Source organism: Serratia sp. Z4 (assembly GCF_009900725.1).
GTDB lineage: Bacteria > Pseudomonadota > Gammaproteobacteria > Enterobacterales > Enterobacteriaceae > Serratia > Serratia nematodiphila.
Genome location: NZ_JAAABD010000015.1, coordinates 1 through 14,480 on the forward strand (window position 1 = coordinate 1; position 14,480 = coordinate 14,480).

Sequence of the window (14,480 nt, forward strand, 5' to 3'; positions counted from 1 at the left end):
TTACTGCATGAATTTTACTTCAGTTAGTCACTCTTCAAGACTTGATATTTTTTTGCATCCGAAGATGCTGGATATCGTCTTGTGGAGTGCCCACACAGATTGTCTGATAAATTGTTAAAGAGCAGTGAGTTAGGCGCTTTCGCTTGCTAACTCGAGGTGGCGTATATTACGCTTTCCTCTTTCAGAGTCAACCCTAATTTTCAGGATTTTTTCTCTGCGACCCCCGGATACTCTGTGAAGTTGTTCACATGTTCCGTGTCGATGGAGGCGCATTATAGGGAGTTCCTCGCAGGCCGCAACAGGTATTTTCAGCAAAAACGATCGTTCGCTGCATTCCACAGCAAAACCCCGCTTTATACCCACTTGCGCACAGTGTTATCCACAGATGCGATTTGTACGGAAAATTTACGAGCACCACGCAAACGTTTTCGCTACAATTCCCCGCGACGAAACGATCCCCCTTTTTATGGGGGCGTTACCTGAATATGTGCCTGACCCTCCCTTTATAAGGCAAAAAACTGCGCTTTATAGACAGAACGAGGTGGACATTCACGTAACGCTCTTTAATTGCGACTCAAAGCCAAGGGATAAAACCATGCAACAACCTCGTCCAATCCGCCGGGCCCTGCTCAGCGTGTCTGACAAAACCGGTATCGTTGAATTCGCCGAAGCGCTTTCCCAGCGCGGCGTTGAACTGCTGTCCACCGGCGGCACCGCCCGTCTGCTGGCAGACGCCGGTCTGCCCGTTACCGAAGTTTCCGACTACACCGGCTTCCCGGAGATGATGGACGGACGAGTTAAGACCCTGCACCCGAAAGTCCACGGCGGCATTCTCGGCCGCCGCGGCCAGGACGACGCTGTCATGAATCAGCATGACATCAAGCCTATCGACATGGTAGTCGTCAATCTGTACCCATTCGCCCAAACCGTGGCGCGCCCGGATTGCTCGCTGGAGGATGCGGTCGAGAATATCGATATCGGCGGCCCGACCATGGTGCGCTCCGCCGCCAAGAACCATAAAGACGTCGCCATCGTGGTGAAGAGCAGCGACTACGCCGCCATCATTACCGAGATGGACAACAACGACGGTTCGCTGCGCTATGCCACCCGCTTCGATCTCGCCATCAAGGCCTTTGAACACACCGCCGCCTACGACAGCATGATCGCCAACTACTTCGGCGCGCTGGTGCCGGCGTACCACGGCGAGACCGAACAGCCGTCCGGCCGCTTCCCGCGCACCCTGAACCTCAACTACATCAAGAAGCAGGATATGCGCTACGGTGAAAACAGCCACCAGCAGGCCGCCTTCTATATAGAGGAAGAAGTAAAGGAAGCTTCTGTCGCGACCGCCGAACAGCTGCAGGGCAAAGCGCTGTCCTATAACAACATCGCCGATACCGACGCCGCGCTGGAATGCGTGAAAGAGTTCGCCGAACCGGCCTGCGTGATCGTCAAACACGCCAACCCTTGTGGCGTGGCGATCGGCGACGACATTCTGGCCGCCTACGAGCGCGCTTACCAAACCGATCCGACCTCCGCCTTCGGCGGCATCATCGCCTTTAACCGCGAGCTGGACGCCGCCACCGCGCAGGCGATCATCAGCCGCCAGTTCGTGGAAGTGATCATCGCGCCAAACGTCACCCAGGAAGCGCGCTCCCTGCTGGCCGCCAAACAGAACGTGCGCGTGCTGGCCTGCGGCCAGTGGCAGCAACGCGTGGCGGGGCTGGACTTCAAGCGCGTCAACGGCGGCCTGCTGGTGCAGGATCGCGATCTGGGCATGGTAACCGCCGCCGATCTGCGCGTGGTATCCGAGCGCCAGCCGACCGAACAGGAACTGCGTGACGCGCTGTTCTGTTGGAAAGTGGCCAAGTTCGTGAAATCCAACGCCATCGTTTATGCGCGTGACAACATGACCATCGGCATAGGCGCCGGCCAGATGAGCCGCGTTTACTCCGCCAAGATCGCCGGCATCAAAGCGGGCGACGAAGGGCTGGAAGTGAAAGGCTCCGCCATGGCCTCCGACGCCTTCTTCCCGTTCCGCGACGGCATCGATGCCGCGGCGGCGGTTGGCATCACCTGCGTGATCCAGCCGGGTGGTTCGATCCGCGACGACGAAGTGATCGCCGCCGCCAACGAACACGGCATCGCGATGATCTTCACCGACATGCGTCACTTCCGCCATTAATTCCTTTTGCCGCGTGCGCTCCGGCGCACGCCATTCGTGGAGCCCCTGATGAACATTTTGATTATCGGCAACGGCGGGCGCGAGCACGCGCTGGCCTGGAAAGCCGCCCAGTCTCCGCTGGCGGATAAAGTCTACGTTGCGCCGGGCAATGCCGGCACCGCGCTGGAAGCCAATCTGGAAAACGTGGCGATCGCCGCCACCGACATCCCCGCCCTGGTCGCGTTCGCCCAGAGCCATGACATCGGTCTGACCATCGTTGGGCCGGAAGCGCCGCTGGTGATCGGCGTGGTCGATGCCTTCCAGGCCGCCGGTCTGAAAATCTTCGGCCCATCACAGGCCGCCGCGCAGCTCGAAGGCTCCAAAGCCTTCACCAAAGATTTCCTGGCGCGCCACCGCATCCCGACCGCCGAATATGAAAACTTCACCGAGGTGGAGCCGGCGCTGGCCTATGTGCGCCGCAAAGGCGCGCCGATCGTCATCAAGGCCGATGGCCTGGCGGCCGGTAAAGGCGTGATCGTCGCGATGACGCTGCAGGAAGCGGAAGAGGCGGTGCGCGACATGTTGGCCGGCAACGCCTTCGGCGACGCCGGCCATCGCATCGTGGTGGAAGAGTTCCTCGACGGCGAAGAAGCCAGCTTCATCGTGATGGTCGATGGCGAGAACGTGGTGCCGATGGCCACCAGCCAGGACCACAAACGCGTCGGCGACGGCGATACCGGCCCGAACACCGGCGGTATGGGCGCCTACTCCCCGGCGCCGGTCGTGACCGACGAAATCCACCAGCGCGCCATGGATCAGGTGATCTGGCCGACGGTGCGCGGCATGGCGGCGGAAGGCAACACCTACGTCGGCTTCCTGTACGCCGGCCTGATGATCTCCGCCGACGGCCAGCCGAAGGTGATCGAATTCAACTGCCGTTTTGGCGATCCGGAAACTCAGCCGATCATGCTGCGCCTGCGCTCCGATCTGGTGGAACTGTGTCTGGCGGGCGCCGAAGGCCGTCTGAACGAGAAGAGCTCTGATTGGGACGAACGCCCTGCCCTTGGCGTGGTGCTGGCAGCCGGCGGTTATCCGGGTGACTATCGCAACGGCGAGGTTATCCAGGGGCTACCGCAGCAGGAAAGCGCCGACGGTAAGGTCTTCCACGCCGGCACACGCTTGCAGGGCGATGACGTCGTCACCAGCGGCGGCCGCGTGCTGTGCGTGACGGCGCTGGGCGATACCGTGGCGCAGGCGCAGCAACGCGCCTATCAGTTGGCGGAAGGCATTCAGTGGCCAGGCAGCTTCTGCCGCAAAGATATCGGTTATCGCGCGATTGCGCGCGGCAAATAATTTGACCTTTCATGATAATGACCAGAGGCTCCGCAGTGCGGGGCCTTTTTTATAGCTGGTCTTCTTTCGGTTCCCAGCTGCAGAAGTCGTCGTTCGCCACCAGCAGCAGCTCGCTGCCTTCGGGCGCTTCCAGCCAGGCGACGCTCACCGGCCGGCTGCTGCTGCGGGCGCGTTTTTCGATCCAGGCGATGGCGGAGGCATCCAACCCGGGTTTTAAGCGCTGCCCGTCGCAGGTTTGCACCTCGCCCTGCATCCAACGCCCCTGCAGCAATTTGACCTTGCCGGCGCGCAGCGCATTGCTCACTTCGAGGATCCGTCGCGCCTGATATTGATACAGGGCGATTTCATCGCGGGTCAGCGGTTCGCGGCGTGTCGCCAGCTGGCGCTGCATAAAGCTCACCGTGCCATCGTCGGCAAAGCGCAGCTGAATGGAATCTCGATCGCCGTCGGCGTCGTTACGTTTGATTTGGCGCAGCACGTCGCCCTGATAGGTGTACAGCGTGGTAATGGTACCCGGGCCGCGGTAAGGGCTGTAAACGCTGACCAACACTTGCGGACGATGTTGCTCATCGTCTTTACGCCACAGACGTATCACGCCCTGATCGGCCACGAAGCCGCTGGCGGTAAAGCTGGGGATATCGGAATGGAAACTGCAGGCGCTCAGGCCGACGGCGATGCCAACGGCCATAAGCGCCCGACGAGTAAACAAAAGGGGCGCCATCGCCCCCCTGTTTAATCTTTTCACCGAGGCGCGGTCTTATTTAACGGCGTCTTTCAGTGCTTTGCCAGAAACGAACGCAGGCACGTTGGCTGCTGCGATTTTGATTTCTTTGCCAGTCTGTGGGTTGCGGCCAGTGCGCTCGCTACGATGGTTTACTTTGAAAGTACCGAAGCCAACCAATTGTACTGCATCACCTTCTTTCAGAGACTCAGTAATTGCAGCCAGGGTGGATTCCAGAGCCAGTTTAGCTTGTGCTTTGGAAAGGTCAGCCTTGTCCGCGATTACATCAATCAGTTGAGTCTTGTTCATAAGTTATCCTTACAGTGTGTTTATCGTTTGCAAAGCATCGAGTGCGACGGATATGCCGATTGACAGCACTCTCCTGCATACACGCACCGATAGCCACTTTTTTTACGCCCCCCAAATGTAGACCAGACAGGGTGCGGATGTGAAGCCTTAAGGCATGACAAATCAGGCGTTAAATCACGTTTTGTTGCCTTATTGCGCTAAATTTATCCCGATGTTGCTGACGCCCGCCTCCCGCAGGTCGGATCGCAGCCCCTTGATCAGGTCTATATCGCGCTCTTCACAGGCGTCCAACAGGCGGAAAATTTCCCATTGAATGTCCCATTCTTCCTCTACCGCAGGCAAACTTTCCAACTCTTCGTCGGTCATTTCCTTACCGGCTTGGGTCATTTCCAACATCGCCACGGTGCGAATCGATGTTTCACTGATGGCGATGGCGTGCTCCAACGTCTCCCCGCCGAGCCGCGAATGGATCAGTTCCCCTAATGCGATACAGGCATCAATTGCCGGGTAAACGCCGTAAAGATCGTAATCTTCCGCCGACGGAATCGCCTCTTCCAACTTCTCGAGCTGGCTGTCGAAGTTGACCTTGGCGTCCTTCACCACCAGCGTTTCCCACACCAAATCCAGAATGCGGCGATAAACCGCCGGATCGCCGAACTCGGTCTGTTTGCAGAACATCTGGTAATTCGGGTACATACGCTCGCACAAACTGGCCATAAAGGTCAAATGTTGCCAGCCCTCGAGCCGTTCCAGACGTAAATGAATCGGGTTACGTAGCATGCTTTACTCTCTTACGCGTTATCTGCGGCGCAGTGTACCCGAAATCGCTCATGGCGACACCTCCGGATGCTGCTGCAACCACCGCTGAAACGCCGGACGGCGCGAAGCGATGGCGTCGGCCCAACGGGTCGGCTCCGGCAAACGGTAGCCCGCCATGCAGCGCTGCACCCACGCCAGCGCGCTGTCGGCGCCCACGCGGTGACCGGTAGAGATGAACAGCGGGTTGCAACGCGCCTTGCTACGCCATACCCAGCCCAGCTGTTCTCCCTTATCTTCCAACGGCGACAGCGCGCCGACGGCGGCGTCCAGCGGCGCGAATTTGCCGCACAGGCGCTTCTTGGCCACGCCGATGGTCGGCACATCGACCAGCAGGCCGAAATGGCTGGCGACGCCGAGGCGCCGCGGATGTGAAACGCCGTGCCCATCGACGAAGATCAGCCCCGGTTTTTGCCGCAGCTGCCCCCAGGCGGCCAACAGCGCCGGGTATTCGCGAAACGACAGGAAACCCGGGATATAAGGCATGACGGTGGCGATGCGCGCCACCTGATACTCCACCAGCTCCAGCGACGGATAGCGCAGGATGGCGATGGCGGCGCGCGTCACCGCGCCCTCTTGCTCGAAGCCCACATCGGCGCCGGCGATGAACGCCGGCGGTTCGGCCGGCAGCTCGTCGTAGCGAATGACTTCAGCGGCGCGCCGCAGCTGTTCGGCGCGCAGAGCCGCCATATCGGTCACATCGGATCCTTAACGGTGGTATTTCGCCGACTGCGCGTGCACCGCCTCGACGAAGGCCCCGGCGTGCTCCGGCGGCACATCCTGATGGATGCCGTGGCCCAGGTTGAACACATGACCGTTGCCGTGGCCGAAACCGGCCAGAATGGTCTCCACTTCTTCCGCGATGCGCGCCGGAGAAGCATAAAGCATCGACGGATCCATATTGCCCTGCAGCGCCACTTTGTCGCCTACGCGACGGCGCGCGTCGGCGATGTCGGTGGTCCAGTCCAGCCCCAGCGCATCGCAGCCGGTGGCGGCCATCGCCTCCAGCCACTGCCCGCCGCCTTTGGTGAACAGCGTTACCGGCACGCGGCGGCCGTCGTTTTCACGCAGCAAGCCATCGACGATCTTGTGCATGTAGTGCAAAGAGAACTCGCGGTAATCGCGCCCGGTCAGCACGCCGCCCCAGGTGTCGAACACCATCACCGACTGCGCGCCGGCCTTGATCTGGGCATTGAGGTAAAGGATCACGCTGTCCGCCAGCTTGTCCAGCAACAGGTGCAACGTGGCCGGCTCGGCATACATCATCTTCTTCAGCTTGGTGAATGCCTTGCTGCTGCCGCCCTCAACCATATAGGTAGCCAGCGTCCACGGGCTGCCGGAGAAGCCGATCAGCGGCACTTCGCCCTTCAGCTCGCGGCGAATGGTGCGCACCGCGTTCATCACATAGCCCAGCTCCACTTCCGGATCGAACACCGGCAGTTTGTCGACGTCGGCGCGGCAGGTGACGGGGGAGCTGAAACGCGGGCCTTCGCCGGCTTCAAAGTACAGGCCGAGCCCCATGGCGTCGGGAATGGTGAGAATGTCGGAGAACAGGATGGCGGCGTCCAGCGCGTAGCGGCGCAGCGGCTGCAGCGTAACCTCGCAGGCCAGCTCCGCGTTCTTGCACAGCGACATAAAATCACCGGCCTGGGCGCGAGTCGCCTTATACTCCGGTAAATAACGACCGGCCTGGCGCATCATCCATACGGGGGTCACATCCACCGGCTGACGCAACAGCGCGCGCAGGTAACGATCGTTCTTCAACTCAGTCATTTATGGGGCTCCCTTAATAATCTGCCGGCCATTGTACATTATTCTGCCCGGCACAGCGCCACGGTGTCCTCAATCAAGCGGCGCGCCACGGTGCCGGGCGGCGGCAACAGCGGCAGTTGGTCGTAACGATACCAGCCGGCATTGAGCAGCTCCTTGGGATCGTGACGAATCTCACCCTGGTGGTAATCGGCCATAAAGGCCATCATCAGCGAGTGCGGAAACGGCCAGGGTTGTGACGTGACGTAGCGCAGGTTCTTGATTTCAATATTGCTCTCTTCCATCACTTCGCGCGCTACCGCTTGCTCCAGCGTTTCGCCCACTTCAACGAAACCGGCCAGCACCGTGTGAATGCCGCCGCGATGGCGCACGTGCTGCGCCAGCAGGATCTGATCGTCGCGCCGAATGGCGACGATCACGCAGGGCGCGATCTGCGGGTAGTAGCGCTCCTTGCAATGGCCGCACAGGCAGGCGCTTTCGGTGCGGCTGAGGTGCATCTCATGGCCGCAGTAGCCGCAATAGCGATGGGAGCGGTAGAAATCCGCCAACTGCACGCCGCGCCCGGCCAGCTGGAACAGACCACGATCCTGATCCAACAACTGACGCACCGACCCCATCTCCCGCGGCATCGCCTGGCGCACCAGCCAGACCGGCGCGCCCTCCCACTCACCGATGGTGCGCGCCATATGGCCCTGCAGCCCGAAGGCGGCGGCGTTCCCCGACGGCAATTCACCGTTCGGTAACCAAAGTTTGCTTTCATGGCTGACGATCCACCAGCCGTTTTCATTGCCCGTTAATGCAAGTTCCATATCGTTGTTGCACAACCTCAGCTTCACTGGCACTCTACAAATCGGCTTTGTTACATTTTAATAACTTACCGGTTACTTTTGTTACTTACACGGAGTCAAACATGCTCAACCGTTTGGAAAGGCTGACTCAGCGCGTTGGCGGTAGTAATGAATTAGTTGATCAATGGCTTCAGGCCCGCAAGCAGTTGCTGGTCGCCTACTGCACGCTGGTAGGCCTCAAACCGAATAAAGAAAAGCATACGCCGCTGAATGAAAAAGCGCTGGAGAACTTTTGCCATAACCTGGTGGATTACCTCTCCGCAGGGCATTTTCATATCTATGACAGAATTATCAAACAAGTGGAAGGCGCAGCCAGTCCGAAAATGTCGCTGGCGGTGAACATCTACCCCAAGCTATGGGCCAATACCGAACAGATCATGGCGTTCCACGATCGCTATACCGAAGTGGATATCGATCAGGAGGTTTGTCTGGAATTCCACCAGGCCTTGTCGGATATCGGCGAAACGCTGGCGGCGCGCTTTGCGCTGGAAGATAAGCTGATCCTGCTGGAAGCGGAAGCCACGCAGCAACCGCTGCCGGACCAGGCGCTGGATCCGGCGCGTTAAAATTTTATAGTTTTTTTTCTTATCCCTCCTATACTGGGGGGCATCTTGTCGGAGTGCCTAGCGCCTGATTTGTTCATCGAATCAGCCAGGCTGAGACCGTTAATTCGGGATCCGCGGAACCTGATCGGGTTAATACCCGCGAAGGGAACAAGAGTAATCTATCGCCACAGACACGGCCTTCCCCTTGCGGGTGCCCTGCCTTATCGGCCACCATCATTACTCCCTCCGAGCTCCAGACAAGCAACTTTCCCAACCCAACACACTGGTAGGAACTTGCTATGTCTAACGTTAATCCACCGCGCGCCCGTAAGGCGCAACGCGAAGCCGCCCAGCAGTTTATCGACACCCTGCAAGGCATGGCTTTCCCAAACTCACGCCGCATCTACCTGCAGGGTTCGCGCCGCGATATCCAGGTGCCGATGCGCGAAATTCAGCTCAGCCCGACCCTGATCGGCGGCAGCAAAGATAGCCCGCAGTATGAACCCAACGAGGCGATCCCGGTGTATGACACCGCCGGCCCGTACGGCGATCCACAGGCCGAGCTCGACGTGCACGCGGGCCTGACCAAGCTGCGCGCAGGCTGGATCGACGCGCGCGGCGATACCGCCACCCTGAGCGGCGCCAGCTCCGGCTTCACCCAACAGCGGCTGGCGGACGAAGGCCTCGATCACCTGCGTTTCGAACACCTGCCGTTGCCGCGCAAGGCGTTACCGGGCAAGTGCGTGACCCAACTGCACTATGCCCGCGCCGGCATCGTCACCCCGGAGATGGAGTTCATCGCCATCCGCGAAAACATGGGGCGCGAACGCATTCGCGGCGAGGTGCTGCGCCACCAGCATTCGGGCCAGGGCTGGGGCGCCAACCTGCCGGACAACATCACGCCGGAGTTCGTGCGCCAGGAAGTGGCCGCCGGCCGCGCTATCATTCCCGCCAACATCAATCACCCTGAGGCGGAGCCGATGATCATCGGCCGCAATTTCCTGGTGAAGGTGAACGCCAATATCGGCAACTCGGCGGTCACGTCGTCGATCGAAGAAGAGGTGGAGAAGCTGGTGTGGGCCACCCGCTGGGGCGCAGACACCGTGATGGATCTCTCCACCGGCCGCTACATTCACGAAACCCGCGAATGGATCCTGCGCAACAGCCCGGTGCCCATCGGTACGGTGCCTATTTATCAGGCGCTGGAGAAGGTCAACGGCGTGGCGGAAAACCTCACCTGGGAGATGTTCCGCGATACGCTGCTGGAACAGGCGGAACAAGGGGTCGACTACTTCACCATCCACGCCGGCGTGCTGCTGCGCTACGTGCCGATGACCGCCAAACGCCTGACCGGCATCGTGTCGCGCGGCGGCTCGATCATGGCCAAATGGTGTCTGTCGCACCATCAGGAAAACTTCCTCTATCAGCACTTCCGTGAAATCTGCGAGATCTGCGCCGCCTACGACGTTTCGCTGTCGCTCGGCGACGGCCTGCGCCCCGGCTCAATTCAGGACGCCAACGACGAAGCCCAGTTCGCCGAACTGCATACGCTGGGCGAACTGACCAAAATCGCCTGGGAATACGACGTGCAGGTGATGATCGAGGGCCCAGGCCACGTGCCGATGCAGATGATCCGCCGCAACATGACCGAAGAGCTGGAACACTGCCACGAAGCGCCGTTCTACACCCTCGGCCCGCTGACCACCGATATCGCCCCGGGCTATGACCATTTCACCTCCGGCATCGGCGCGGCGATGATCGGCTGGTTCGGCTGCGCCATGCTGTGTTACGTCACGCCGAAAGAGCACCTCGGCCTGCCGAACAAAGAGGACGTCAAACAGGGCCTGATCACCTACAAGATCGCCGCTCACGCCGCCGATCTGGCCAAAGGCCATCCGGGCGCGCAGATCCGCGATAACGCCATGTCCAAGGCGCGTTTCGAATTCCGCTGGGAAGATCAGTTCAATCTGGCGCTCGATCCGGCCACCGCGCGCGCCTATCACGACGAAACCCTGCCGCAGGAATCCGGCAAGATCGCCCACTTCTGCTCGATGTGCGGGCCGAAATTCTGCTCGATGAAGATTTCACAAGAGGTGCGCGACTACGCCGCCGCCCAAGAGGCCGCCAAACCGATCGAGGTGCAGCTGACCGGCATGGAGAAAATGTCCGCCGAGTTCCGCGCCCGCGGCAGCGAGCTGTATCACAGCGCCGGCAATTTGCAGGAGGAGACCAGCAATGACTGATATCACGACCCCCTTCCCGGCGACGCCCCACAAACTGGGGCTTTACCCGGTCGTCGACAGCGTGGAATGGATCGCTCGCCTGCTGGAGGCCGGCGTCACCACCATCCAGCTGCGCATCAAGGACCTGCCGGATGAGCAGGTCGAAGAGGATATCGCTGCCGCCATCGCGCTGGGCCGGCGTTATCAGGCGCGGCTGTTCATCAACGACTACTGGCGGCTGGCGATCAAGCACGGCGCCTACGGCGTACATCTGGGCCAGGAAGATCTCGATACCACCGATCTGGCGGCCATTCACCGCGCCGGGCTGCGGCTGGGGGTCTCCACCCATGACGACGCCGAACTGGCGCGCGCGCTGGCGGTGAAACCGTCCTACATCGCGTTGGGGCACATCTTCCCCACTCAGACCAAAGACATGCCTTCGGCGCCACAGGGGCTAGCGGAGTTGAAACGCCACATCGCCGGTTTGGCGGATTACCCGACGGTGGCGATCGGCGGGATCAGTATCGATCGCGTGCCGGCGGTGCTGGCGTGCGGCGTCGGCAGCGTGGCGGTGGTCAGCGCCATCACCCAGGCACCGGACTGGCGCGCGGCGACGACCGAGCTGCTGCGGCTGATCGAAGGCGAGGATCCGAACGATGCTTAACGATCAGGAATTCCTGCGCTACAGCCGCCAGCTGCTGCTGGAGGACGTCGGCCCGGAAGGCCAGGAGAGACTCAAGCGCGCCACGGTGCTGATCGTCGGTTTAGGTGGGCTCGGTTCCCCGGCTTCGCTGTATCTGGCCGCCGCCGGCGTCGGCACGCTGCTGCTGGCCGACGACGACCAGCTGCACGTCACCAACCTGCAGCGGCAAATCCTCTACCGCAGCGCCGATACCGCCACCGGCAAGGCGGCGCTGGCGCAACGCCACCTGCAGGCGCTGAACCCGTTGGTGGAATCCATCCCGCTGGCGCAGCGGCTGCAAGGGCAAGCGCTGCGCGACGCGGTCGCACGCGCCGATCTGGTGCTGGACTGCTGCGACAATATGGCGACCCGCCATGAGGTCAATGCCGCCTGCATCGCCGCCGCCAAGCCGCTGATCAGCGGCAGCGCGGTCGGCTTCAGCGGCCAGCTGCTGGTGCTCGAGCCGCCCTATGCGCACGGCTGCTACGCCTGCCTGTACCCGGAGCAGGAAGAGCCGCAGCGCAACTGCCGCACCGCCGGGGTACTCGGTCCGGTGGTGGGCGTGATCGGCACCCTGCAAGCGCTGGAGGCCATCAAGATGCTGGCCGGCATGCCTTCTTCCCTCAGCGGTAAACTGCGGCTGTTCGACGGCAAGCAGCAGAGCTGGAGCACGCTGCAACTGAGCCAGGCCCGTGCCTGCCCGGTATGCGGAGGCGCGGCATGAAGATCCGTTTAAACGACCAACCGCTGGAGCTGCCGCAGCCGCTCAGCGTCGCCGCCCTGCTGGCCCAGCTGGAACGCCACCAGCCGGGTACCGCGCTGGCGATCAACCAAACCATCATCCCGCGCGCCGACTGGGCCGACCATCAGGTGCAGGACGGTGACGACATTTTGCTGTTTCAAGCGATCGCCGGAGGCTGACATGCTGAAAATCGCCGATACCACTTTTACCTCGCGCCTGTTCACCGGCACCGGCAAGTTCGCCACCCCGGCGCTGATGTTGGAGGCGCTGGCGGCCTCCGGCTCACAGCTGGTGACCATGGCCATGAAGCGCGTCGATCTGCGCGGCGGCAACGACGCCATTTTGGCGCCGCTGCAACAGTTGGGCGTCAGGCTGTTGCCCAATACCTCCGGCGCCAAAACGGCCGCCGAAGCGGTATTCGCCGCCCGGCTGGCGCGTGAAGCGCTCGGCACCCACTGGGTGAAGCTGGAGATCCACCCCGATGTGAAATACCTGCTGCCGGATCCGATAGAAACGCTGAAGGCGGCGGAAACGCTGGTGAAAGACGGTTTTGTGGTGCTGCCCTACTGCGGCGCCGATCCGGTGCTGTGCAAACGGCTGGAAGAGGCGGGCTGCGCGGCGGTGATGCCGCTCGGCGCCCCTATCGGTTCCAACCGCGGTCTGCGCACCCGCGACTTCCTCGAGATCATCATCGAACAGGCCAAGGTGCCGGTGGTGGTCGACGCCGGCATCGGCGCGCCAAGCCATGCGCTGGAAGCGATGGAGCTGGGCGCCGACGCGGTGCTGGTGAATACCGCCATCGCCGTGGCGCGCGACCCGGTGCAAATGGCGCGGGCGTTTCGCCTGGCGCTGGAGGCCGGCGAATTGGCGCGCAGCGCCGGATTGGGCGTCAGCCAGCGCGGCGCGGTCGCCTCGAGCCCGCTGACCGCCTTCCTCAGCCAGCCAGAGGAGGCACAGTGATGGCCGACGATTTCAGTAGCCGCTGGCAACAGCTGGATTGGGACGATATTACGCTGCGCATCAACGGCAAAACCGCGCGCGACGTGGAACGCGCGTTGAACGCCGACAAGCTGACGCGCGACGACTTTATGGCGCTGATCTCCCCCGCCGCCGCGCCGTATCTGGAACCGCTGGCGCAGCGCGCGCAGCAGCTGACCCGTCAGCGATTCGGCAACGTCGTCAGCTTCTATGTGCCGCTGTATCTGTCCAACCTGTGCGCCAACGACTGCACCTACTGCGGCTTTTCGATGAGCAACCGCATCAAGCGCAAAACGCTGGATGCGGCGGAGATCGCCCGCGAGTGCGCAGCCATCCAGGCGCTGGGGTTCGAACATCTGTTGCTGGTCACCGGCGAGCATCAGACCAAGGTCGGCATGGACTATTTCCGCCAGCACATCCCGGCGATCCGCCGACACTTCAGCTCGCTGATGATGGAAGTGCAGCCGTTGGCGCAGGAGGAATACGCCGAACTGAAAACGCTGGGCCTGGACGGCGTGCTGGTGTACCAGGAAACCTACCATCCGGCCACCTATCTGCAGCATCACCTGCGCGGCCAGAAGCAGGATTTCCATTGGCGCCTGGCCACGCCGGATCGCCTGGGGCGCGCCGGGATCGACAAGATCGGCCTCGGTGCGTTGATCGGCCTGTCCAACAGTTGGCGCACCGACTGCTACCTGCTGGCGGAACATCTGTTTTACCTGCAGCAAACCTACTGGCAGAGCCGCTACTCGATCTCGTTCCCGCGCCTGCGCCCCTGCGCCGGCGGCATTGAGCCGGCGTCGATCATGAGCGAGCCTCAGCTGGTGCAGCTGATCTGCGCCTTCCGGCTGTTCGCGCCGGACGTTGAGCTGTCGCTGTCTACGCGTGAGTCGCCGTACTTCCGCGATCATATGATCCCGGTGGCGATCAACAGCGTCAGCGCCGGATCCAAGACGCAGCCCGGCGGCTATGCCGATGACGTGCCGCCGGAGTTGGAACAGTTCGAACCGCACGACGGCCGCACGCCGCAGCAGGTCGCCGAGGCCATCAGCAACGCCGGGCTGCAGCCGGTGTGGAAAGACTGGGACGGTTATCTGGGACGCGGTGCGCAATAAGCGGCAACGTTTACCGCCGCGTGAAGAAAACGCTGGAGCGGCCGCGCAATGCCGAACGGTGGTGCTGGCGCCGACAAACGCGCCGATTATAGTGACCTTGCCGGCCGCCAAACCCGGTGCCGGCCGGGGCCGTCTCCCTCTCGATGGCCCCGCCTTATCCCATCCCGGATCGCGCCGGAGATTCTCTTGCGCGACTCCGGGCCCTCTCCGCAGCA

15 protein-coding genes and 1 riboswitch are annotated in these 14,480 nt (G+C 61.7%); of the genes, 9 read left to right on the plus strand and 6 right to left on the minus strand.

Annotated features, from left to right (window positions below):
- Positions 1 to 595: 595 nt before the first annotated feature.
- Both purH and purD read left to right on the plus strand, forming a co-directional pair.
- Positions 596 to 2,185 carry a bifunctional phosphoribosylaminoimidazolecarboxamide formyltransferase/IMP cyclohydrolase gene (gene purH / locus GT753_RS24670; RefSeq protein WP_015376332.1) on the plus strand — a complete coding sequence of 530 codons (1,590 nt, stop codon included), beginning with the start codon at positions 596 to 598 and terminating at the stop codon, positions 2,183 to 2,185.
- Positions 2,186 to 2,233: 48 nt separating this feature from the next.
- Positions 2,234 to 3,517, plus strand: coding sequence for a phosphoribosylamine--glycine ligase (purD, locus tag GT753_RS24675; protein WP_015376331.1), 1,284 nt, complete (start codon positions 2,234 to 2,236; stop codon positions 3,515 to 3,517).
- 49 nt (positions 3,518 to 3,566) lie between these two features.
- Here purD and GT753_RS24680 read toward each other — a convergent pair whose 3' ends face one another.
- From GT753_RS24680 to nudC, 6 genes are all read right to left on the minus strand, one after another.
- The gene (locus GT753_RS24680) at positions 3,567 to 4,238 is read right to left on the minus strand and encodes a DUF1481 domain-containing protein (RefSeq protein WP_015376330.1); all 672 of its coding nucleotides are present in this window, start codon (positions 4,236 to 4,238) and stop codon (positions 3,567 to 3,569) included.
- 36 nt (positions 4,239 to 4,274) lie between these two features.
- Complete coding sequence (gene hupA, locus GT753_RS24685; protein ID WP_004929874.1) at positions 4,275 to 4,547, minus strand: nucleoid-associated protein HU-alpha; 273 nt, start codon at positions 4,545 to 4,547, stop codon at positions 4,275 to 4,277.
- Between the two features lie 189 nt (positions 4,548 to 4,736).
- Entirely contained in the window at positions 4,737 to 5,327 is a 591-nt protein-coding gene (locus tag GT753_RS24690) for a YjaG family protein (protein ID WP_004929875.1), read from the minus strand.
- A gap of 48 nt (positions 5,328 to 5,375) precedes the next feature.
- Positions 5,376 to 6,062, minus strand: coding sequence for a deoxyribonuclease V (gene nfi / locus GT753_RS24695; RefSeq protein ID WP_021505241.1), 687 nt, complete (start codon positions 6,060 to 6,062; stop codon positions 5,376 to 5,378).
- Between the two features lie 9 nt (positions 6,063 to 6,071).
- Positions 6,072 to 7,136, minus strand: coding sequence for a uroporphyrinogen decarboxylase (gene hemE, locus GT753_RS24700; RefSeq protein ID WP_004929877.1), 1,065 nt, complete (start codon positions 7,134 to 7,136; stop codon positions 6,072 to 6,074).
- Positions 7,137 to 7,174: 38 nt separating this feature from the next.
- A complete protein-coding gene (nudC, locus tag GT753_RS24705) occupies positions 7,175 to 7,942 on the minus strand; it encodes an NAD(+) diphosphatase (RefSeq protein ID WP_160126077.1) in 768 nt (255 codons plus the stop codon).
- A gap of 101 nt (positions 7,943 to 8,043) precedes the next feature.
- Between nudC and GT753_RS24710 the strand changes: the two genes are divergently transcribed.
- From GT753_RS24710 to thiH, 7 genes are all read left to right on the plus strand, one after another.
- On the plus strand, positions 8,044 to 8,547 hold the full coding sequence (locus GT753_RS24710) for an Rsd/AlgQ family anti-sigma factor (protein ID WP_004929879.1): 504 nt from the start codon (positions 8,044 to 8,046) through the stop codon (positions 8,545 to 8,547).
- Between the two features lie 39 nt (positions 8,548 to 8,586).
- Positions 8,587 to 8,711, plus strand: a riboswitch (TPP riboswitch).
- Positions 8,712 to 8,825: 114 nt separating this feature from the next.
- Positions 8,826 to 10,769: a phosphomethylpyrimidine synthase ThiC gene (thiC, locus tag GT753_RS24715; RefSeq protein ID WP_076740207.1), complete on the plus strand. Its 1,944-nt coding sequence runs from the start codon at positions 8,826 to 8,828 to the stop codon at positions 10,767 to 10,769.
- Entirely contained in the window at positions 10,762 to 11,412 is a 651-nt protein-coding gene (thiE, locus tag GT753_RS24720) for a thiamine phosphate synthase (RefSeq protein ID WP_021505238.1), read from the plus strand. The genes thiC and thiE overlap by 8 nt, the downstream gene beginning before the upstream one ends.
- Positions 11,405 to 12,154: a HesA/MoeB/ThiF family protein gene (locus GT753_RS24725; RefSeq protein WP_015376324.1), complete on the plus strand. Its 750-nt coding sequence runs from the start codon at positions 11,405 to 11,407 to the stop codon at positions 12,152 to 12,154. Before thiE ends, GT753_RS24725 begins: the two co-directional genes overlap by 8 nt.
- A complete protein-coding gene (thiS, locus tag GT753_RS24730) occupies positions 12,151 to 12,351 on the plus strand; it encodes a sulfur carrier protein ThiS (protein WP_015376323.1) in 201 nt (66 codons plus the stop codon). The genes GT753_RS24725 and thiS overlap by 4 nt, the downstream gene beginning before the upstream one ends.
- Before the next feature lies 1 nt (position 12,352).
- Positions 12,353 to 13,132 (plus strand): thiazole synthase, encoded by a 780-nt coding sequence (locus tag GT753_RS24735; protein WP_015376322.1) that lies wholly within the window; start codon positions 12,353 to 12,355, stop codon positions 13,130 to 13,132.
- Positions 13,132 to 14,265 carry a 2-iminoacetate synthase ThiH gene (gene thiH, locus GT753_RS24740; protein WP_015376321.1) on the plus strand — a complete coding sequence of 378 codons (1,134 nt, stop codon included), beginning with the start codon at positions 13,132 to 13,134 and terminating at the stop codon, positions 14,263 to 14,265. Before GT753_RS24735 ends, thiH begins: the two co-directional genes overlap by 1 nt.
- Positions 14,266 to 14,480: the final 215 nt, after the last annotated feature.